This window comes from Psychrobacillus psychrodurans (genome assembly GCF_050209195.1).
Taxonomy (GTDB): Bacteria; Bacillota; Bacilli; order Bacillales_A; family Planococcaceae; genus Psychrobacillus; species Psychrobacillus psychrodurans.
The window spans coordinates 3,798,390-3,819,142 of record NZ_CP189791.1; the positions used below are offsets into that span (position 1 = coordinate 3,798,390).

Consider the following 20,753-nt stretch of genomic DNA (forward strand, 5'->3'; position numbering starts at 1 on the left):
GCATCCCCCACTTTTCATCACTTATCCATTCTAGATAAGTATAACATAATTACGAAAATCCCTCGCTTGTGGAATCAAAAAAGTCTACCCAAAATATATATGGATAGACTTACTTTTATTTAGTCTCATCTTTTTCAAAGAATGAAACGACTTCCTTTGCACCATCTTTGATTTTGTACCATAGCCAGTCAAAGGCTTCATTGATTTCCTCACTAGTGCCTGTAATATTTGCGGTTGAAGCCATATATGCAGTACCATTAATAATGGTTAGGTTTCCATCTAATTCTCCATCAATCTGAACATCCCCGTTTCGAACAACCAAATCACCTTTAACGACTTGTCCTTCAGGTATAATAACCGTTTCTCCTTCTACTAGAACGTTTTCTTGTTTTGTAAAGGAGAACTGCTGCTCATCATTAAAATTCGTAAAAAGTGCACTACTCATCAATAATAAGAACATTGCAGCAGCTGTAAGTACTGGATGACGTCGCAACCATTTACTTACTCCTTCGTGGGATTTTTCTTTCGGTAACCTAGCTATAACAGAATGATTGAAATCATTTGGCGCTTCTATATGAGCAGCCCCTTTGACGAAAGCAACAACATCACTTAACTCATGCATATGTGCCTGACAGGCTTCGCATGATTGCAAATGAGATTTAAGTTCCAGCTCATGTTCACGGCTGATTTCACCATCTAAATATTCGTGCATAAAGTGAACAATTCGTTCTGGACATGCATTCATCTTGATTCCCTCCTATTTTAGATATGAGGCTGTCTGCTTAGCTGTTTTCTAAGCGCTTCTCGTCCTCTATGAATTCTTGTTTTAACTGTTCCAAGTGGCAGATCTAATATCTCACTTATTTCTTGCAGAGATAGTTCTTCCATATATTTTAATACGATAGCGGATCTATATTTATCAGGAAGTCTACTAATTTCATACTGTATTCGGTCCTGTAGTTCCAGCTTCATGAGTTCTTCTTCAGGAAGTTCATCAGACGTTGCTATTTGTGAGTACATATCAAGACCTTCTGTACCTCTTACTTCAGCGTCCAAATAGTAGTCCGGCTTCTTTTTCCGAATACGATCAATACATAAGTTTGTCGCAATTCTATACAGCCATGTTGAAAATTTTCTTTTTTGATCAAACGTATGAATATTAATAAAAGCACGGACAAATGCCTCTTGAGCTATATCCTCTGCCTCGTGACGGTTACCAAGCATCCTATAACATACTTGATATAACCTATGCTGATACAGGTCGACAATCTCCGCGAATGCGTCTTTATCGCCTTTTAATATCTGTTTTATTCGTTTGTTCACTAACGCATCCATCGTGTATTTCGCCCCCGCTCCATGCGGCTGTCTTACCTATACGTATGAAGGTATCAACAGGTTTCATTTTTTTTGTATATCTTAATATTATCAAACATTTCCATCTTTGTGTGGATTTTCAAAAAGAAAAAAGCAGACTGGATGTCCGCTTTTTCTTATCAGAGATATACATTACCTGTTTTAACGTTCTAATTTGAGCACTATTAATTAGAAAAAAAATTCTTATACAAGACTTTCCCCTAATAGTGAACCCATTAATCCAACCGCTACATCAGCCGTTTTATTTTTTTCATCTAGAATTGGATTTACTTCTACGAATTCAGCTGAAGTAACCATCTCTGAAGCATATAGCATTTCCATCGCTAAATGACTTTCTCTGTATGTAATTCCTCCAGCTACTGGTGTTCCTACCCCAGGTGTATATAAAGGATCTAAACCATCTAAATCGAGTGAAAGGTGAACCCCATCAACTTTACGATCCTTGAAATACTGAATTGTTTGAGTCATTACTTCCGACATTCCAAGCTTGTCAATTTCATGCATAGAGAATACTTTAATCCCTTTTTCTTTAATAAGATCACGTTCTCCCGGATCAACCGAACGAGCACCAATAATCACGACATTCTCTGGTTTAATCTTCGGAGCAAAATCTCGAATATTCACGAGCGCTTCATGACCTAAGCCAATACTTACAGCAAGTGGCATCCCATGGATATTTCCAGAAGGCGATGTTTCAGCAGTATTTAAATCGGCATGAGCATCATACCAAATGACTCCTAGGTTGTCATAACGATCTGCTAACCCTGCAAGTGTACCTATAGCAATACTATGATCACCACCAAGTACTATCGGAAAATTACCTTCTCCAATAATATCATGAACTCTATTAGCAAGTATTGTATTTGCTGCAACTACTTCTTCTAGATTACGTAATTTCGTGTTTTGAGATGTCTCTCTTCTTCCAATCGCAATATCTCCAACATCATCTACGGAGTGCCCAAGCTCTTGAAGTCTTTCTACTACACCCGCATATCGTATTGCACTTGGTCCCATATCGACGCCTCGTCTATTTTGACCCAGGTCCATTGGAACCCCTATAATTGAAATGTTTAATTTACTCATTATTTTATACCCCCTTAAGTTGTTACTCCCATTGTAAATGCTAAAGGGTGTTTGGCTCAACCAAGCATAATTACGAATATTTATTCATTAATTGAACAAGCTTGTATTTCACTACCAACCATTCACTTTCAATAATAGAGTATACAACCGCATTTCGAACAGAACCGTTAGATCGTATTCGTTCATTACGCAGTATACCCTCTTTTACGCCGCCAATTCGTTCAATTGCCCGTTGAGAGGATAGATTTAATTCATCTGTTTTAAACTGAACTCGGATCATACCCATTTGCTCAAAGCAATACTTTAACAACATATACTTGCAGGTTGTATTTACGTGTGTACGCTGATATTGTTTCCCATAGAAAGTAGAACCTATCTCACAACTATTATTCGACTGATCCATCGCATAAATACGAGTGGTCCCCATAATTTCTTTTGTGTTTGTATTTTCAACTACAAATGCCAAAGCAGTGCTATCCACATTCATTTGATGAATCCCAGCACACAACCACTTTTCTAGCTGTTCTTTGCTTTCAATCCTATTTAACATAAATTCAAATATCTCTGGTTCATAAAGTTCCCACAATAGTTCACAATCTGAAATTAGAAGCGGACGTAAAGTCACATCCCCATAGGTTAATGTCTCAGTCAAATCGTACACCTCACTTTTTTATTTCATCATAAAGGAAACAACTCTATTTTGAAAAGCATTTTTTATACAAAAAAACTCTTTCAACTTTTGATTGAAAGAGTTTAACTATACTATTTATGGAGCCTAGCGGGATCGAACCGCTGACCTCCTGCGTGCAAGGCAGGCGCTCTCCCAGCTGAGCTAAGGCCCCATGTTATTTTAAATTTAAAAACGATTGGCTGGGGTACCTGGATTCGAACCAGGGCATGATGGAATCAAAATCCATTGCCTTACCGCTTGGCTATACCCCAATAAACTGGTGGAGGGGGGCGGATTCGAACCGCCGAACCCTAAGGAGCGGATTTACAGTCCGCCGCGTTTAGCCACTTCGCTACCCCTCCAAAGCTACGTATAAATATAATGGTGGAGGATGACGGGCTCGAACCGCCGACCCTCTGCTTGTAAGGCAGATGCTCTCCCAGCTGAGCTAATCCTCCTGGGTTTTATGAATGCTGGTACAGTATAGATTTCCATCTCGAACTACTATTATTCATTCATGTAAAACTATTCCTCATTTATGTAAAAACCAGACAAGAACTATAATATCATATATCTGACATTAAGACAAGTTTTTTCCTTAAATAATTTGTAGTGAAGCTTCCAACCGGATTTGAACCGGTGACCTCTTCCTTACCATGGAAGCACTCTACCTACTGAGCTATGGAAGCAAAGACAAAAAAATGGCTCCGAAGGTAGGACTCGAACCTACGACCGATCGATTAACAGTCGATTGCTCTACCACTGAGCTACTTCGGAACGTATACCTATTTAAAGTACAAATATAATTATAGCAACTCTTCTTAAAAATTCAAGTCTGTATTTGAAGAATTGAAAAAAAGTATTCTTTTTGATTTTGTACTCTTTCTTATGTATGTAAGCACTCTACTAATGTGATGAGAAATAAGTGCCTTGGTGAGTAGATTAGGAATTAACAACGATCTTATCATAGCTTAATTATGATAAATACTCTATATAAAACCTATGAGTCGGCAGATTTCTTTGTCAGCCGCATTCGTTCAATTCTCGCGTATGTTATACGCTCCGAGTCTCTCTCACTTGCTTCCTCGAACTCTTTGCCCCTCTACTTTCTCGCATACTTTCTTAAGAGATAGACTGCCTACGGCTTATTTATTTATACAAAAAAAGCCGCTACCAATTGCTCGGTAACGACTTTTTCTTGGTGCCCAGCGACGTCCTACTCTCACAGGGGGAGACCCCCAACTACCATCGGCGCTGAAGAGCTTAACTTCCGTGTTCGGTATGGGAACGGGTGTGACCTCTTCGCCATCATCACTAGACTCATTCGGCTTTCAATAGACGGCGCATTGCGTTGTCAACTTCATTCGATCTGTCAGTCACGTACGTTAGTACGTTCCTTCCTTCTCTCACTTGTTTCCTAGCACTGCTTGTATCTTGAAACCCTCATATATAGAGTGTTTGTTCACTCAAAACTGGATAAACGACATTGTTACGTTAAACAAATTTGGTTAAGTCCTCGATCGATTAGTATTCGTCAGCTGCACGTGTCGCCACGCTTCCACCCCGAACCTATCTACCTCATCGTCTTTGAGGGATCTTACTTACTTGCGTAATGGGAAATCTCATCTTGAGGGGGGCTTCGTGCTTAGATGCTTTCAGCACTTATCCCGTCCACACATAGCTACCCAGCGATGCTCTTGGCAGAACAACTGGTACACCAGCGGTGTGTCCATCCCGGTCCTCTCGTACTAAGGACAGCTCCTCTCAAATTTCCTACGCCCACGACGGATAGGGACCGAACTGTCTCACGACGTTCTGAACCCAGCTCGCGTACCGCTTTAATGGGCGAACAGCCCAACCCTTGGGACCGACTACAGCCCCAGGATGCGATGAGCCGACATCGAGGTGCCAAACCTCCCCGTCGATGTGGACTCTTGGGGGAGATAAGCCTGTTATCCCCGGGGTAGCTTTTATCCGTTGAGCGATGGCCCTTCCATGCGGAACCACCGGATCACTAAGCCCGTCTTTCGACCCTGCTCGACTTGTAGGTCTCGCAGTCAAGCTCCCTTCTGCCTTTACACTCTTCGAATGATTTCCAACCATTCTGAGGGAACCTTTGGGCGCCTCCGTTACACTTTAGGAGGCGACCGCCCCAGTCAAACTACCCGCCTGACACTGTCTCCTACCCGGGTTACGGGTATGGGTTAGAATTTCAATACAACCAGGGCAGTATCCCACCGACGCCTCCTCCGAAGCTGGCGCTCCGGGCTCTAAGGCTCCTGCCTATCCTGTACAAGTTGCACCAAAATTCAATATCAAGCTATAGTAAAGCTCCACGGGGTCTTTCCGTCCTGTCGCGGGTAACCTGCATCTTCACAGGTACTATAATTTCACCGAGTCTCTCGTTGAGACAGTGCCCAGATCGTTACGCCTTTCGTGCGGGTCGGAACTTACCCGACAAGGAATTTCGCTACCTTAGGACCGTTATAGTTACGGCCGCCGTTTACTGGGGCTTCAATTCGCACCTTCGCTTGCGCTAAGCACTCCTCTTAACCTTCCAGCACCGGGCAGGCGTCAGCCCCTATACTTCACCTTACGGTTTTGCAGAGACCTGTGTTTTTGCTAAACAGTCGCCTGGGCCTATTCACTGCGGCTCTTCTAGGCTATGCACCCAAAAGAGCACCCCTTCTCCCGAAGTTACGGGGTCATTTTGCCGAGTTCCTTAACGAGAGTTCTCTCGCTCACCTTAGGATTCTCTCCTCGACTACCTGTGTCGGTTTGCGGTACGGGCACCTATCACCTCGCTAGAGGCTTTTCTTGGCAGTGTGAAATCAGGAACTCCGGACATACGTCCTCGCCATCACAGCTCAATGTTATAGAATGCGGATTTGCCTACATTCACACCTTACTGCTTGGACATGCATAACCAACAGCATGCTTACCCTATCCTTCTGCGTCCCCCCATTACTCAAACGGTGGTTTGGTGGTACAGGAATATCAACCTGTTATCCATCGCCTACGCCTATCGGCCTCGGCTTAGGTCCCGACTAACCCTGAGCGGACGAGCCTTCCTCAGGAAACCTTAGTCATACGGTGGACGGGATTCTCACCCGTCTTTCGCTACTCATACCGGCATTCTCACTTCTAAGCGCTCCACCAGTCCTTCCGGTCTGACTTCAACGCCCTTAGAACGCTCTCCTACCACTGATACCAAAGGTATCAATCCACAGCTTCGGTGATTTGTTTAGCCCCGATACATTTTCGGCGCAGCGTCACTCGACCAGTGAGCTATTACGCACTCTTTAAATGATGGCTGCTTCTAAGCCAACATCCTGGTTGTCTAAGCAACGCCACATCCTTTTCCACTTAACAAATACTTTGGGACCTTAGCTGGTGGTCTGGGCTGTTTCCCTCTTGACTACGGATCTTATCACTCGCAGTCTGACTCCCAAACATAAATCATTGGCATTCGGAGTTTGTCTGAATTCGGTAACCCGGGATGGGCCCCTAGTCCAAACAGTGCTCTACCTCCAAGATTCTAACGTTTGAGGCTAGCCCTAAAGCTATTTCGGAGAGAACCAGCTATCTCCAGGTTCGATTGGAATTTCTCCGCTACCCACACCTCATCCCCGCACTTTTCAACGTGCGTGGGTTCGGACCTCCAGTAAGTGTTACCTTACCTTCATCCTGGACATGGGTAGATCACCTGGTTTCGGGTCTACGACCACATACTCATTCGCCCTATTCAGACTCGCTTTCGCTGCGGCTCCGTCTTCTCAACTTAACCTTGCATGTAATCGTAACTCGCCGGTTCATTCTACAAAAGGCACGCTATCACCCATTAACGGGCTCTAACTACTTGTAGGCACACGGTTTCAGGATCTATTTCACTCCCCTTCCGGGGTGCTTTTCACCTTTCCCTCACGGTACTGGTTCACTATCGGTCACTAGGTAGTATTTAGCCTTGGGAGATGGTCCTCCCGGATTCCGACGGAATTTCACGTGTTCCGCCGTACTCAGGATACACTCAAGAGAGAATGAATTTTGGACTACGGGGCTTTTACCCTATCCTGCGGACCTTTCCAGATCGCTTCGTCTAACTCATTCCTTTGTAACTCTATGTAGAGTGTCCTACAACCCCAAGAGGCAAGCCTCTTGGTTTGGGCTATTCCCGTTTCGCTCGCCGCTACTCAGGGAATCGATTTTTCTTTCTCTTCCTCCAGGTACTTAGATGTTTCAGTTCCCTGGGTGTGTCTCAGATGCGCTATGTATTCACGCAAATGTACTGCTCCATTACGAACAGTGGGTTTCCCCATTCGGAAATCTCCGGATCAAAGCTCACTTACAGCTCCCCGAAGCATATCGGTGTTAGTGCCGTCCTTCGTCGACTCCTAGTGCCAAGGCATTCACCGTGCGCCCTTATTAACTTAACCTAAAAGTTAAAAAGTCTTACACGTTGTGATTACGTAAATAATCACAACAGAATTTCTTGTTGTTTATTGTTTCAATGTCGTTTTATCCAGTTTTCAAAGAACAAAGGTTTGCTCACTTTGCGACGAGTAATCGCAGGAGCAAGAGTTGAATCTTCATATAAAAATGAACATTCAAAACTGAACTGCAAAACGTTAAGATACGAATAAAGATTCGTATTCCGATATTATCCTTAGAAAGGAGGTGATCCAGCCGCACCTTCCGATACGGCTACCTTGTTACGACTTCACCCCAATCATCTGTCCCACCTTCGGCGGCTGGCTCCCGTAAGGGTTACCCCACCGACTTCGGGTGTTACAAACTCTCGTGGTGTGACGGGCGGTGTGTACAAGGCCCGGGAACGTATTCACCGTGGCATGCTGATCCACGATTACTAGCGATTCCGGCTTCATGTAGGCGAGTTGCAGCCTACAATCCGAACTGAGAACGGTTTTATGGGATTTGCTCACCCTCGCGGGGTTGCGACCCTCTGTACCGTCCATTGTAGCACGTGTGTAGCCCAGGTCATAAGGGGCATGATGATTTGACGTCATCCCCACCTTCCTCCGGTTTATCACCGGCAGTCACCTTAGAGTGCCCAACTGAATGCTGGCAACTAAGATCAAGGGTTGCGCTCGTTGCGGGACTTAACCCAACATCTCACGACACGAGCTGACGACAACCATGCACCACCTGTCACCGCTGTCCCCGAAGGGAAAAGCCTATCTCTAGGCCGGTCAGCGGGATGTCAAGACCTGGTAAGGTTCTTCGCGTTGCTTCGAATTAAACCACATGCTCCACCGCTTGTGCGGGCCCCCGTCAATTCCTTTGAGTTTCAGTCTTGCGACCGTACTCCCCAGGCGGAGTGCTTAATGCGTTAGCTGCAGCACTAAGGGGCGGAAACCCCCTAACACTTAGCACTCATCGTTTACGGCGTGGACTACCAGGGTATCTAATCCTGTTTGCTCCCCACGCTTTCGCGCCTCAGCGTCAGTTACAGACCAGAAAGCCGCCTTCGCCACTGGTGTTCCTCCAAATCTCTACGCATTTCACCGCTACACTTGGAATTCCGCTTTCCTCTTCTGTACTCAAGTCCCCCAGTTTCCAATGACCTTCCACGGTTGAGCCGTGGGATTTCACATCAGACTTAAAGGACCGCCTGCGCGCGCTTTACGCCCAATAATTCCGGACAACGCTTGCCACCTACGTATTACCGCGGCTGCTGGCACGTAGTTAGCCGTGGCTTTCTAATGAGGTACCGTCAAGGTACGAGCAGTTACTCTCGTACTTGTTCTTCCCTCACAACAGAGTTTTACGATCCGAAAACCTTCTTCACTCACGCGGCATTGCTCCATCAGACTTTCGTCCATTGTGGAAGATTCCCTACTGCTGCCTCCCGTAGGAGTCTGGGCCGTGTCTCAGTCCCAGTGTGGCCGATCACCCTCTCAGGTCGGCTACGCATCGTCGCCTTGGTGAGCCGTTACCTCACCAACTAGCTAATGCGCCGCGGGCCCATCCTGTAGTGACAGCCGAAACCGTCTTTTAACATCTCCCCATGTGAGGAAATGGATTATTCGGTATTAGCCCCGGTTTCCCGGAGTTATCCCAATCTACAGGGCAGGTTGCCCACGTGTTACTCACCCGTCCGCCGCTAAATCAGAAGAAGCAAGCTTCTTCGTCATTCGCTCGACTTGCATGTATTAGGCATGCCGCCAGCGTTCGTCCTGAGCCAGGATCAAACTCTCCATAATAGAGAACTTAAAAAGCTCATTTTGTTTTGCTGGCATCATCATTAAATGATGTCAAAATTGTTTTGCTATCAGACTAACAAAGTTAGCTGATAAGCTGTATGTCTTAACGTTTTGCATGTTCAGTTTTCAATGTTCATATTGTTTAAGTTGTCGTCTTGTTTCAGCGACCTTTGTATCTTAACATCTTTTTAACATTAATGTCAACACTAAATCATAAAATTAATTAAAACGATTTGAAAAGGTGTGTGTTTCTTTGAAAACAAAAGCTTTACTAGTTGGTTTATTGATTATTTTAGGATTGTTTTTATTTAATGTACCAAAAAATCTATCCTCGCTGCTCCCTGTATTTCAGCTTACGGAAAAGCCTACTGTTATTTCGAAAGGATCATATGGGAATACTATTACGGTTGATTTAACTTTTGGAAAGGATGATATAGAAAAGTTTGTAAATGACTTACAAGCTCCTTATCCGCATTTCTTTATAAGTATTGAATGGATCGAACGCTCTGAGGACATTATAAAAGTCATGAAAGAAAAAAACGTACCCATTAGTCTTTTAGGTACAAGTGGAGCAACTTATATAGAAAATCCAACTTTGTTTGAAAAAGAAGTTGAAAGATTTGAACAAGCGATAGGAGAAAGACCACTTTGGTTTAGAACAATAGATTATGAGTTTCCTATTGAATTGCAAAAAAAGGCTTGGGAACAGGAAGTAAATTTACTCAGCTCTAGTAAGTACTGGTCCAATAAAGTTCCTGCACTTGAAAAAGGAGATATCCTTACCGTTCCCCTTCATCAAGAAGAACGAATAGATATACAACAGCTGGTAAAGTTTGTTAAGTCAAAAAAAATTATTACCATTGAACAAAATATCTTCGGTTTAAAAGTAAAAACAAAAACTTATCCAGAATAAAAAATTAGTCATAAACCAGGTAAAGTCACCGTAAGTACGTAAGTAGTTCATTATAATCCTTATAAATTTAAAAGTTGCTCCGACTAGTAGTCAGAGCAACTTTTATTAGTTCTTAGCAGATGCAGCTTCTCTTCTGTTTTTTCTACGTTCTTCCAACTTCAAACGATCGACCTCAGACTTAGCATTATATTTTGGCAGCGCCAGTAATTGATATGCATTAACCGCTAAAATCGGGAACAATAATAATGTAACCCAACTATCTACATTATCCGCTCGTACCAATAGTACCGGAAGCCACTCTAAGGTTGAGATAACTATCATGAAAAACAAAGCAGATATAAGTGCGTGCTTTTTCGTAAGATTCGCTTTAACAATTGCCACTACTACTGAGGTAATGATTAATACTGTAAGTAAGATAACGTATAACCATATTTGTCCGGTTGTTTCTGCATTTGGTCTAAAACGAAACATAATTAAATCAAATATAACAAATGCAATAATCAATAACTGCACCCAGTTCCACAGAGTAAGGGTCCTAAAAATATTTACACCCATTTGGTGAATTGTTAAATAGGCAAAGTAACCCATTTGAGCAATTACACTAATTGTAAAGCCCATTACTACCATAAACGCAAATGCAGCTAAGAACTCTCCCCATTGTCCTGCTTCAAAGTATTGTGAAAAAGCATCATCCCAACGTATAAATAAACCAAAAACACCTGTTACTAAACCACCGATTAACAAGGCATTTAGAAAGAATTTAAACCAATTTCGAATAGTCACTGCAAGATTTCCTCCATCTTTTCTATTTCCTTTATAAGTATAAATTGTAACAAGCCTTTTATGAAAAATCTATTTCTTCCTACTGACTATACATATTTCCTAACCAAATGTGAACAATAATCGAAAGGACGGTGACGGATATGAAATACTTTGCTCTTTTATTATTGAGTCTTGGACTTCTCGCTAGTTGTAGTTCTCCTGCTACTCAGCCTTCTTATGAGGAGAATAAGAAAATGTTCATTGATGCTCTGCAAACCGAGGATGGAAAAAAAGCAATTCGAACATTATTGTCAGATCCTCAATTCAAAGAACTCCTAGTATTAGACAGTGAACAAGTAAAGACATCTGTTGAACAGACAATGCTTTCAAAAGAAGCTGAGGACTTTTGGAAGGAAGTTTATTCAGATCCAAAGTTTTCAGAGACAATGGCAAAGAGTATGGTAAAGCAGCAAGAGGAATTAATGAAAGCCTTAATGAAGGATCCAAATTATTTAAAGGATTTAGAGACCTTTTTTAGTTCAGCTGAGATGAAAAAAGAATTAGCTAAAGTATTGGAATCCAGCGATATGCGAAAAGAAATGCAAAAGGTTGTAGAAGAAACTATCAAAAGTCCGGTACTGCAAGCTAAGTGGCAGAAATTAGTGGAGGAAGCTGGGGGTAAAACTGAAAAAGCTGGGGGCGGATCTGAAGGAGGAGGAGAAGAAGGAGGAGCTGCTGGTTCATCTGAGGAAGATAAGAAGAAAGAAGAAGAAGAAAAATAGGCCGCTCCTCTTTGGAAACGGCCTCTTTCTTATGCTTTTTCTATAACTTTTTGCGCAATATCTAAATAAATTTTTCCAGTATTATGTGTTTCTTCATAAACAGATGGAGCAAAATCGATGTCATTCCAGTCTGGCTGCCCTAATGGAAGTTGTCCTAGTAATTCTGTACGTAATTCCTCTGCAAGCTTCGGTCCTCCACCTTTACCAAATACAAATTCTTTTTCTCCTGTGGATTTTGATTCATACCACGACATATTTTCGATTACTCCAAGAATTTCATGATCAGTTTGAAGTGCCATTGCACCTGCTCTTGCTGCAACAAATGCAGCTGTTGGATGCGGTGTTGTTACTACGATCTCTTTCGATGTCGGTAGCATTTGGTGAATATCTAAAGCGACATCTCCAGTACCTGGTGGTAAATCTAAGAGCAGAAAGTCTAATTCTCCCCATTCAACATCTTTGAAGAATTGGTCTAGTACTTTTCCAAGCATTGGTCCGCGCCATACAACTGGTGTATTGTTCTCTACAAAGAAGCCCATAGAGATTACTTTGACACCTTTACGTTCTACAGGAATAATACGGTCCTCTATAATCTGCGGAATGTCTTTTACGCCCATCATATCAGGTACACTAAACCCATAAATATCAGCATCTACAAGCCCTACTTTTTTACCTAAACGAGCAAGCGCAACCGCTAGGTTCACTGAAACAGTAGATTTACCAACACCGCCTTTTCCAGATGCTATAGAAATAATTTTCACTTTACTAGTTGGCGAGAGAAGATTTTCGTTGTCACTTTCTTTTGTTTTCCCTCGAAACTGCTCCAGTACTTCTTTTGGTAGCTCTTCAAAACGAATACCTACAGTTGCAGCTCCTGCTTCTTTCAAAACTTCTACAACTTTTCCTTGTAGCTGCATTTGTTCTGCTGAATTTATTTTAGCTATAGCTAGCTTTACACTTACATGATTTTTCTCTTCTTTAATAGACACTTCTGAAATCCCATTCGTTTCTTCTAGTGTTCTATGTAAAAATGGGTCGTTTAATGCTCCTAGCAAAGTACGAACTTGTTGCTCATTAATCATCTGTAGACACTCCCCTTAAGTTTAACTATTCGCCTTATAGTATACCATAATAGAGTGTCTACAATACGTTACATTGTCTTAGTAAATATTATCCTCAACAAATTCAATTACACCTTCAGATATAGCTTCTACCATTTCCTTCTGGTACTTTTCAGACTTCAATAATTCTCGCTCTTCATTATTACTTAAAAAGCCTGTTTCTACTAATACTGCAGGTGCATTTGCTTTCTTCAATATATATACCTGTTTAATCGCCAGTGCTTCCCGCTCTGTGTTTCCGATTTTTTCTCGAATGGACCCTTGTATAGATTTAGCTAATAACTCTCCACCTGCGTGTCCGTCTGCATGATAAAAGACTTGAGCCCCTCTCCACCTTTCCTCTGGAACTGCATTCACATGCAAGCTAATGACTAAGTCTGCCTCTGAGTTATTCATAATTTCTTCACGCAATAATAGGTCGGCAACCTTTCTAGCCCTCGTAGTAGGGAAATCCTCATCGGGTCTATGTTCTGCAATTGCATCACCTTCCTTACTTCGTGTCATGACCACTGTTGCACCCTGCGACTTCAACTTTTTCTCTAGTTTTAGGGACATAGCTAGCGTAATATCTCGTTCAACTGTATCGCCACTACTAGCTCCACCATCAATCCCTCCATGCCCTGGATCAATGACAATCTTCACTCCACTCATTGGTTCAGGCAAGAAAAAACCAATGTCACTAGCTTTTGTTCCATACACAACTGCAAGAAGGGATATCAAAAACAAAACAAAGATAATTAGCCACTTTTTCAGGTTCATCGCTCCTTTTTCACTCATTATACGTATGAGGGACAAATAGTATGATTAGAATTGTCCACGTATTTTTGAACTGTAATAGAACGATGGAATAGCTAATAACGTGATAAGTGAAATGATGATGAACACCATTGCGCCACCGCTCATCGTATCCAACAGAAAACCACCCAAACTAGGACCAGCTATTCGACCGACAGACTTTACACCTGAAAGGGCAAAATAAGTACCCTTCTCATGATCCTCACACATTCCATCTAAATGAATATCAACCATAGTAAATACTAATACTTCTCCAGCTGTAAAAATAACCATAGCAACCATTAACCATAATATTAAGTCACTCTGCCCAAAGAAAAATAATCCAATTGACAATAATCCACTTCCAATCATTAAAGAAGTAGTCGTGCTTATCAATTCTCCTAGCTTATAGACAAAGTACTGAATGACTAATACGGTAATAGCATTTGTTGTTATAAGCCACGCGAAATATTTTATTGCTAGTTCATGGTCAAAAGACTTCCCAATGTGTTGACTAAAAGTAGAGTCAAACTGACTGTAACCAAAACTAATAAAGATTAATGCCAACACAAAAATCGAAAAACTTGTATCCCTTTTAAAGACATGAAACGAATGAAATATTGAAGGCTTCGTTAAACTAATAGGTTCCTGTTTCAGCGGGTACTTATTAAATATAAAGACAAATGTTAATATGTTTAATAAGAAAATAAGTCCAACAATAAAAAATAGATTTTCCATTCCATACTTTTGGAAATAAACAGAAATCAGCGGGGCAACTGCAGCAGATATATTAATCAAAAAGTAGCGGATATTAAATATTAATCGACGATTTTCTGGTTCTGTATATAGACTCAGTAATACACGGTAAGTAGGTTCCACAACTGCCTGACTCGCACCAAGCAAAACAGCAAATCCTAAAAACCCTGCATAATAATCGATGAAAGGGAAATAAAAATAGCAAACTAAATATCCAAGGAGTCCTACCATTATGACTTTGTTCTTAGGATACTTATCAATATATGGTCCTACAAAAAAACTCATCACTAAATTTGATAGAGCCAGTGTCGATATAATCGTTCCAATTTGCACGCCCGAATAATGAAAGTCCTCGAGCAAAAATAGCGTTAAATAAGGCAAAACTAAAAATGTTCCAAAACGCGCAATAAAAATACTAACAAGTATCGTGCCCGTCACAGCATTAAATTTACTTCTCATACATTCCCTCTTCTTCTTTATAAATCATTACTGACTTTTATATGTATACAAACTAACCGACTTGCCTTTTAAAATTATTTCTTTTTCTAATTGCATACCATTTTTGAGGGCTACACGACCAGATCTTGTGTTGTCCGTCTGAATAAGAGATATTAGACGATGTATACCTAACTTATTGATTGCTCGATTAAGCAATGCTTTAGCTGCTTCTGTTGCATACCCATTACCCCAGAATTCTTTTGCAATCCAATAACCAATTTCTAGCTCTTCTTTTCCGTCAATTTGTTGAGGAATTATTCCAGCGTGTCCTATTGGAATCCCATCCTCTTTTCGAACGAGTAATTTTAAGCCAAACTCTTCGTTTTGCTTATAGTGACTCTGAATCCTTTCTAAAAAAGCAAGTGCTTCTTCTGTAGTTCGCGTATTGCCATTCCCTATGTACTTCATCATCTCCGAGTCATTTAACATTGAATATAAAAAGTCAAAGTCATTCGCCTCATAAAAACGAAACACTAATCTTTGTGAAGTAAGATCCATTTTCGCTCCTCCTTTATAATTATTTTCTAAATATACACCTCTCAAAATAGACATACAATTACTTTTTAAACATTTTGACAACCGTCTATATTTCTCGCATGACCAAACAAAAAAAGCACTCCCCGAGAAATCTCGAGAAATGCTTTGAACTGATAATTTAATATTAACGTTTTGAGAACTGAGGTGCACGACGAGCGCCTTTAAGTCCTGGTTTTTTACGTTCTTTCATACGTGGATCACGCGTTAAGAATCCTGCTGATTTCAATGCTGGACGGAAATCAGGATCTACTGTAAGTAGTGCACGTGCAATACCATGACGGATTGCTCCTGCTTGTCCTGTGAATCCACCACCATTAACGTTTACGTGTACATCGTAGCTACCTAAAGTTTGAGTAGTTACTAATGGTTGTTTAATGATTTCACGTAAAGTTTCGTATGGTACGTAATCTGCTACGTCACGTTTGTTGATAACGATATTTCCTTCGCCCGGTACTAAACGCACACGTGCTACTGAACTTTTACGGCGACCAGTGCCGATATATTGAACTTGTGCCAAGTGAATGTCCTCCTCTTAATTATTATCCGCGAAGCTCGTATGCTTCTGGTTTCTGTGCTGCATGTGGGTGTTCTGCTCCAGTGTAAACGTGAAGCTTGCTGAACATTTGACGTCCTAAAGAGTTTTTAGGAAGCATTCCTTTAATTGCTAACTCAAGCATTTTCGTTGGGTACTTAGTACGCATTTCTAAAGCTGTACGTTGTTTAAGTCCACCTGAGAATTGAGTGTGACGGTAGTAAATTTTGTCATTTAACTTGTTCCCAGTTAAATGAATTTTTTCTGCATTAAGAATGATCACATGATCACCTGTGTCAACGTTCGGTGTGAATGTTGGTTTGTTTTTACCACGTAAAATAGCTGCAACTTCTGAAGCTAGACGACCAAGAGTTTGGCCTTCAGCGTCTACTACTAACCATTTACGTTCTACTTCGTGACCTTTAGCCATGAATGTTGTACGCATGTATTTTGTCCTCCTAATTAAATCATAATCGATCTAAAATTTTCTATATCCTCATACCAATAAGTTTCGGGGCTTATATTGTGGGGTTAAGAAATACCATACATCATCATACCTCGAATGTAACAATTAGTCAAGCATTTTCCGTAAAACACCTGGTGATGTTGTTTCATTCATCGTAAGCTACTTTTTCGAGGTATAAACCGTGTGCTGGAGCGGTTTTCCCTGCTTCCTTTCGAGAACACGACAAGAGGATTTCCGAAAGACTTTCCACACTTTTTTTTCGAATACCTACTTCCCATAATGTACCTGCAATAATACGCACCATATTATATAAAAAGCCACTTCCACTAATAACCATATGGAGTTGTTGTGTTTCTTTCTTCACTTCAAAGTTAATAGAATAAATAGTTCTCACAAAATCATTTACATTCGTTTTAGCTGCACAAAAACTTGAAAAATCATGAGTACCCAACAAATGTTGAGCAGCTTCTTGCATCGATGCGATATCTGGTTTGTATCGGTCAGCATGTACGGAAAAATCACGCTCAAATGGACTATGTATTTCACTAAGTGACCAAATATAACGATAAGTCTTTCCAATAGCATGGTATCGGGCATGAAAATCATCAGATACCTGTTCTACCGATAATATTCGAATATCTCCAGGTAGTTGAACATTTAAAGCGGTACACCAACGATCTAACGGAAATGTTAACGGGCTATCAAAGTGAATAACTTGTCCTGTTGCATGAACGCCAGCATCTGTTCTTCCACTTGCAACAACTTTAACAACGGCGCCTTTATGAATTGTTTCTAGGACACGTTCTATTTCCAATTGAACAGTTCGTTTTCCCGGTTGAACCTGATAACCAGAAAACTGACTGCCATCATAACTAATAATCGCTCGAAGTCTCACGTTAACACCTCTTAATCATTTTCTAAAGTAAACTAGTATTGCAGCAAGTACGACGAGCGACAGGATGATTAACGTGTCTCTCGTAGCCCATTCTAGCTTTCTGTACCTAGTACGTCCCTCGCCGCCTTTATAGCCTCTTACTTCCATTGCAGTTGCTAAATCCTCTGCACGTTTAAATGCGCTTACAAACAAAGGTATTAGAAGTGGAACGATTGCATTCATTCTCTCCTTCATACTACCCGTTGTCATATCAGATCCTCTCGCCATTTGAGCTTTCATAATCTTATCTGTCTCATCCATTAAAGTTGGTATAAATCTTAGCGAAATTGACATCATAAGAGCCAATTCATGTACAGGTAGCTTCCACTTTTTTAATGGGTTCAATAAAGTTTCTAATGCATCTGTAATCGAAATAGGCGTTGTAGTTAAAGTGAGAATAGACGTTAAAACAACTAGTACGGTAAAGCGTATAGATATGAATATCCCTTGCTTTAGCCCTTCCTCGTAAATTTTGATAAACTTCCATTCAAAAATAATTGAACCTTCTCGAGTAAAAATCAGATGCAATAAGAACGTAAATATAATCAAAAACACAACAGGTTTTAATCCGTTTATCAAAAAATAAAGCCTAATTTTCGATAAGCGTATGATCAAAAAAGTAAACACTAGTAATATTCCATACGTAATCCAGTTGTTTGCAATAAAGACAACCATGATAAATAAGAAAACAAATATCAGCTTGGCACGAGCATCCAAACGATGAATAAAAGAATCTCCTGGAATATAACGCCCAAATATCATTTTTTCAAGCATTAAATTTCACGCTCCTTTTTCATCAGGCGTGCTAGTTCTTCAGCTAAAGTCTCTTCTGTTAAACAAAGTGTCGACAACTTTTTTCCCATCATCTCTTCTAGTTTCTTTTGAAACTTAATAGATTGAGGTAATTCTAGACGATAATCCATTAAACGATCCTCATCTGAGAATATCTCCTGGGGTATCCCTTGCAGCACACATTGTCCATTGTGCATAATAGCAATTCGGTCTGCATATCTAGCAGCGTCTTCCATGCTATGTGTTACGAGTACAGTAGTTAAACCTTTTTCTTGATGGAGTCGATAAAATAACTCCATTATTTCCTTACGCCCTCTTGGGTCAAGCCCTGCTGTTGGTTCATCCAGAACTAATACTTCTGGATTCATTGCAAGGACTCCCGCTATGGCAACTCTTCGCATTTGTCCCCCAGACAGGTCAAATGGCGACTTTTCCATAACCTCTTCTGGTAATCCAAGTAACCTTACTAATTCTATAGCACGTTGTCTTGCTTCTTCTTCTGGCACCCCAAAGTTCATAGGTCCAAACATAATATCCTTTAAAACCGTTTCATCGAATAATTGATGCTCAGGGAATTGAAAAACGATTCCTACCTTTTGTCTAATCTCTCGTAATTTCTTGTTCTTTTTAGCTGCAACTACTTCCGTACTACCAATACGAATAACTCCTTCTGTTGGCTTCAACAATGCATTTAAGTGCTGCAGCACTGTAGACTTCCCTGAACCTGTATGACCAATGATGGCTTGATAAGAACCTGAAGGAATAAGTAAATCTACATCGTATAAAGCTCTTTTTTCAAATGGAGTATCTTTGGCGTAAGCATAACTTACTTGTTGAAGTGAGATGTCCATAAATCATTCACCAACTCTTCTTCTGACATGTGGTCTGCTCCAATTTGCACACCTTGTGCTCGTAATAATCTAGACATATTCATAGCAAAAGGTAAATCTAATCCTAAATCGATTAACTCTTGACCTCGTTCAAATATTTCTTGTGGTGACCCTGCTGCATACTTCTTCCCTTGATTCATAACAATCACACGATCAGCAAGAAGTGCTTCTTCTAAATCATGTGTAATAGAGATAACCGTTAAGTCGGTTTCTTTTCTCAGCTGGTGCACAGTCTGAAGTACCTCTTCTCTCCCCTGTGGATCCAACATGGAAGTTGCTTCATCTAACAATAAAATCTTTGGTTGAAGTGCAATAGCTCCAGCTATAGCAACCCTTTGTTTTTGTCCTCCAGATAAATGATGTGGCTCACTATTCATAAAGTCACTCATTTTCACTTTTACTAAGGAGGCTTGTACACGTTCTACCATTTCCTCAAATGGGATTCCGTTATTTTCTAAAGCAAACGCAACATCGTCTTGCACGGTTGCTCCAACAAATTGGTTATCTGGATTTTGAAAAACCATTCCCATTTTAGACCGAGTGTCCCATAAATTTTGTTCATTTAACGGTTCTCCAAAAACCCTTACCGTTCCCGTCTGAGGAAATAGAAGACCGTTCATTAATCGTGCTAATGTCGATTTGCCAGAACCATTATGGCCTACAATCGCCACCCATTCACCATCATTAATTGTATATGAGACATTCTGTATAGCAGGTCGTACACCTGTATCTTCTTCTGCATATGTAAATGTAACTTCCTGTAAAGAAATAATTTCGCGTTTCATCCTTTACCTCCTCTGCTCAACTCAGCTGTGCTAATAGTTTACATCATTTTACGGTAAATTAAAAAAGCGCGCACCTCATTTTGAGAAATGCGCTCTTCTATAACTTATTTCTAGATTGGTTGCTCAAGACCAATCAGGAAAATGAGGTGCGTAGAGCTAGACGAGACGCTACTTGTTGGGGATTCGAAAATCCCAATAAGTCCGCTCATCATAACACTCTGCTTTTATAATGTCGTATAAATCTGTTTGAAAAAGAAGAGGGCGGTAGTAAACCACCATTACCCTCTTCAATTTGGCAGACGTAAAAACGCCTGTTAAATTGTAAATAAAATTCGCCCCGGTGTATTTGCGTCCAAACTTTAATTGCGCAAGCGTAATTAAAATCTGTGACATCCGCCGGAGGCTTTAATTTACTTTTTGGGTGCGTGGGCACCTAAAAAACTAAATTAAACTAACTCAATTACTACTACTGGTGCTCCGTCTCCGCGACGAGGTCCAGCTTTCATAATACGAGTGTAACCGCCTTGACGATCAGCATAGCGTGGTGCTACATCATCAAACAACTTTTGTAATGCATAGATTGTAGATTCGTTACCTTCTTCATCAGTAGAAGCAACAACCTCACGACGAATGTAAGCCGCAGCTTGACGACGAGCGTGTAAATCTCCGCGTTTACCTAAAGTGATCATTTTTTCAACAACAGAACGTAATTCTTTTGCACGTGCTTCAGTAGTTTGAATACGCTCATTGATAATTAAGTCAGTTGTTAAGTCACGTAACATCGCTTTACGTTGAGAACTTGTACGTCCAAGTTTTCTGTAACCCATGGATGTTTCCCTCCTTTGGTGAATAATTCAAGTCTC

General features: G+C 40.9%; 18 protein-coding genes, 6 tRNA genes and 3 rRNA genes. 2 read left to right on the forward strand and 25 right to left on the reverse strand.

Annotated elements, in window-relative coordinates; genetic code table 11:
* Positions 1 to 115 precede the first annotated feature (115 nt).
* The 13 genes from ACQCPR_RS18810 to ACQCPR_RS18870 all read right to left on the reverse strand — a co-directional run bounded on the left by ACQCPR_RS18810 (position 116) and on the right by ACQCPR_RS18870 (position 9,348).
* Complete coding sequence (locus tag ACQCPR_RS18810) at positions 116 to 745, reverse strand: zf-HC2 domain-containing protein (RefSeq protein ID WP_090565750.1); 630 nt, start codon at positions 743 to 745, stop codon at positions 116 to 118.
* A 17-nt stretch (positions 746 to 762) separates the two neighbouring features.
* Positions 763 to 1,335: an RNA polymerase sigma factor SigW gene (gene sigW / locus ACQCPR_RS18815; RefSeq protein ID WP_090565748.1), complete on the reverse strand. Its 573-nt coding sequence runs from the start codon at positions 1,333 to 1,335 to the stop codon at positions 763 to 765.
* Positions 1,336 to 1,557: 222 nt separating this feature from the next.
* Positions 1,558 to 2,457 carry an arginase gene (gene rocF / locus ACQCPR_RS18820; RefSeq protein ID WP_090565746.1) on the reverse strand — a complete coding sequence of 300 codons (900 nt, stop codon included), beginning with the start codon at positions 2,455 to 2,457 and terminating at the stop codon, positions 1,558 to 1,560.
* Between the two features lie 70 nt (positions 2,458 to 2,527).
* Entirely contained in the window at positions 2,528 to 3,118 is a 591-nt protein-coding gene (locus ACQCPR_RS18825; protein WP_427137798.1) for a GNAT family N-acetyltransferase, read from the reverse strand.
* Positions 3,119 to 3,226: 108 nt separating this feature from the next.
* A tRNA-Ala gene (locus ACQCPR_RS18830) sits at positions 3,227 to 3,299 on the reverse strand.
* Positions 3,300 to 3,324: 25 nt separating this feature from the next.
* Positions 3,325 to 3,399: transfer RNA gene (locus tag ACQCPR_RS18835), tRNA-Gln, on the reverse strand.
* Positions 3,400 to 3,405: 6 nt separating this feature from the next.
* A tRNA-Tyr gene (locus ACQCPR_RS18840) sits at positions 3,406 to 3,489 on the reverse strand.
* Between the two features lie 20 nt (positions 3,490 to 3,509).
* A tRNA-Val gene (locus ACQCPR_RS18845) sits at positions 3,510 to 3,585 on the reverse strand.
* 158 nt (positions 3,586 to 3,743) lie between these two features.
* Positions 3,744 to 3,816: transfer RNA gene (locus ACQCPR_RS18850), tRNA-Thr, on the reverse strand.
* Between the two features lie 13 nt (positions 3,817 to 3,829).
* Positions 3,830 to 3,904, reverse strand: a tRNA-Asn gene (locus tag ACQCPR_RS18855).
* 426 nt (positions 3,905 to 4,330) lie between these two features.
* Positions 4,331 to 4,446 (reverse strand): 5S ribosomal RNA (gene rrf / locus ACQCPR_RS18860).
* Between the two features lie 185 nt (positions 4,447 to 4,631).
* A 23S ribosomal RNA gene (locus ACQCPR_RS18865) occupies positions 4,632 to 7,560 on the reverse strand.
* Positions 7,561 to 7,794: 234 nt separating this feature from the next.
* Positions 7,795 to 9,348 (reverse strand): 16S ribosomal RNA (locus tag ACQCPR_RS18870).
* The 16S, 23S and 5S rRNA genes sit together here with 6 tRNA genes alongside, the layout of an rRNA operon.
* 253 nt (positions 9,349 to 9,601) lie before the next feature.
* Between ACQCPR_RS18870 and ACQCPR_RS18875 the strand changes: the two genes are divergently transcribed.
* A complete protein-coding gene (locus ACQCPR_RS18875) occupies positions 9,602 to 10,261 on the forward strand; it encodes a hypothetical protein (RefSeq protein ID WP_340880682.1) in 660 nt (219 codons plus the stop codon).
* 105 nt (positions 10,262 to 10,366) lie between these two features.
* Here the strand turns inward: ACQCPR_RS18875 and ACQCPR_RS18880 are convergent, their stop codons facing one another.
* Complete coding sequence (locus tag ACQCPR_RS18880) at positions 10,367 to 11,044, reverse strand: KinB-signaling pathway activation protein (protein WP_427137799.1); 678 nt, start codon at positions 11,042 to 11,044, stop codon at positions 10,367 to 10,369.
* Between the two features lie 140 nt (positions 11,045 to 11,184).
* Here ACQCPR_RS18880 and gerD point away from each other — a divergent pair, with 140 nt between their 5' ends.
* A complete protein-coding gene (gerD, locus tag ACQCPR_RS18885) occupies positions 11,185 to 11,805 on the forward strand; it encodes a spore germination lipoprotein GerD (protein ID WP_090567923.1) in 621 nt (206 codons plus the stop codon).
* Between the two features lie 29 nt (positions 11,806 to 11,834).
* Here the strand turns inward: gerD and ACQCPR_RS18890 are convergent, their stop codons facing one another.
* From ACQCPR_RS18890 to rplQ, 11 genes are all read right to left on the reverse strand, one after another.
* Complete coding sequence (locus ACQCPR_RS18890; protein ID WP_090567917.1) at positions 11,835 to 12,887, reverse strand: Mrp/NBP35 family ATP-binding protein; 1,053 nt, start codon at positions 12,885 to 12,887, stop codon at positions 11,835 to 11,837.
* Between the two features lie 78 nt (positions 12,888 to 12,965).
* The gene (locus ACQCPR_RS18895) at positions 12,966 to 13,679 is read right to left on the reverse strand and encodes an N-acetylmuramoyl-L-alanine amidase (protein WP_090567958.1); all 714 of its coding nucleotides are present in this window, start codon (positions 13,677 to 13,679) and stop codon (positions 12,966 to 12,968) included.
* A 51-nt stretch (positions 13,680 to 13,730) separates the two neighbouring features.
* Positions 13,731 to 14,915, reverse strand: a complete 1,185-nt coding sequence (locus tag ACQCPR_RS18900; RefSeq protein WP_427137800.1) for an MFS transporter — start codon at positions 14,913 to 14,915, stop codon at positions 13,731 to 13,733.
* A gap of 27 nt (positions 14,916 to 14,942) precedes the next feature.
* Positions 14,943 to 15,452 carry a GNAT family N-acetyltransferase gene (locus ACQCPR_RS18905; RefSeq protein ID WP_427137801.1) on the reverse strand — a complete coding sequence of 170 codons (510 nt, stop codon included), beginning with the start codon at positions 15,450 to 15,452 and terminating at the stop codon, positions 14,943 to 14,945.
* A 163-nt stretch (positions 15,453 to 15,615) separates the two neighbouring features.
* Positions 15,616 to 16,008, reverse strand: a complete 393-nt coding sequence (gene rpsI / locus ACQCPR_RS18910; RefSeq protein ID WP_090567909.1) for a 30S ribosomal protein S9 — start codon at positions 16,006 to 16,008, stop codon at positions 15,616 to 15,618.
* A gap of 22 nt (positions 16,009 to 16,030) precedes the next feature.
* Positions 16,031 to 16,468, reverse strand: a complete 438-nt coding sequence (rplM, locus tag ACQCPR_RS18915; protein WP_090567905.1) for a 50S ribosomal protein L13 — start codon at positions 16,466 to 16,468, stop codon at positions 16,031 to 16,033.
* A 166-nt stretch (positions 16,469 to 16,634) separates the two neighbouring features.
* Positions 16,635 to 17,384 carry a tRNA pseudouridine(38-40) synthase TruA gene (gene truA / locus ACQCPR_RS18920; RefSeq protein WP_427137802.1) on the reverse strand — a complete coding sequence of 250 codons (750 nt, stop codon included), beginning with the start codon at positions 17,382 to 17,384 and terminating at the stop codon, positions 16,635 to 16,637.
* A 15-nt stretch (positions 17,385 to 17,399) separates the two neighbouring features.
* Positions 17,400 to 18,197 carry an energy-coupling factor transporter transmembrane component T family protein gene (locus ACQCPR_RS18925; protein WP_090567897.1) on the reverse strand — a complete coding sequence of 266 codons (798 nt, stop codon included), beginning with the start codon at positions 18,195 to 18,197 and terminating at the stop codon, positions 17,400 to 17,402.
* A complete protein-coding gene (locus ACQCPR_RS18930) occupies positions 18,197 to 19,066 on the reverse strand; it encodes an energy-coupling factor ABC transporter ATP-binding protein (RefSeq protein ID WP_093495436.1) in 870 nt (289 codons plus the stop codon). Before ACQCPR_RS18930 ends, ACQCPR_RS18925 begins: the two co-directional genes overlap by 1 nt.
* The gene (locus ACQCPR_RS18935) at positions 19,042 to 19,890 is read right to left on the reverse strand and encodes an energy-coupling factor ABC transporter ATP-binding protein (RefSeq protein ID WP_093495437.1); all 849 of its coding nucleotides are present in this window, start codon (positions 19,888 to 19,890) and stop codon (positions 19,042 to 19,044) included. The genes ACQCPR_RS18930 and ACQCPR_RS18935 overlap by 25 nt, the downstream gene beginning before the upstream one ends.
* 446 nt (positions 19,891 to 20,336) lie before the next feature.
* The gene (gene rplQ, locus ACQCPR_RS18940) at positions 20,337 to 20,717 is read right to left on the reverse strand and encodes a 50S ribosomal protein L17 (RefSeq protein ID WP_090567888.1); all 381 of its coding nucleotides are present in this window, start codon (positions 20,715 to 20,717) and stop codon (positions 20,337 to 20,339) included.
* Between the last annotated feature and the right edge of the window lie 36 nt (positions 20,718 to 20,753).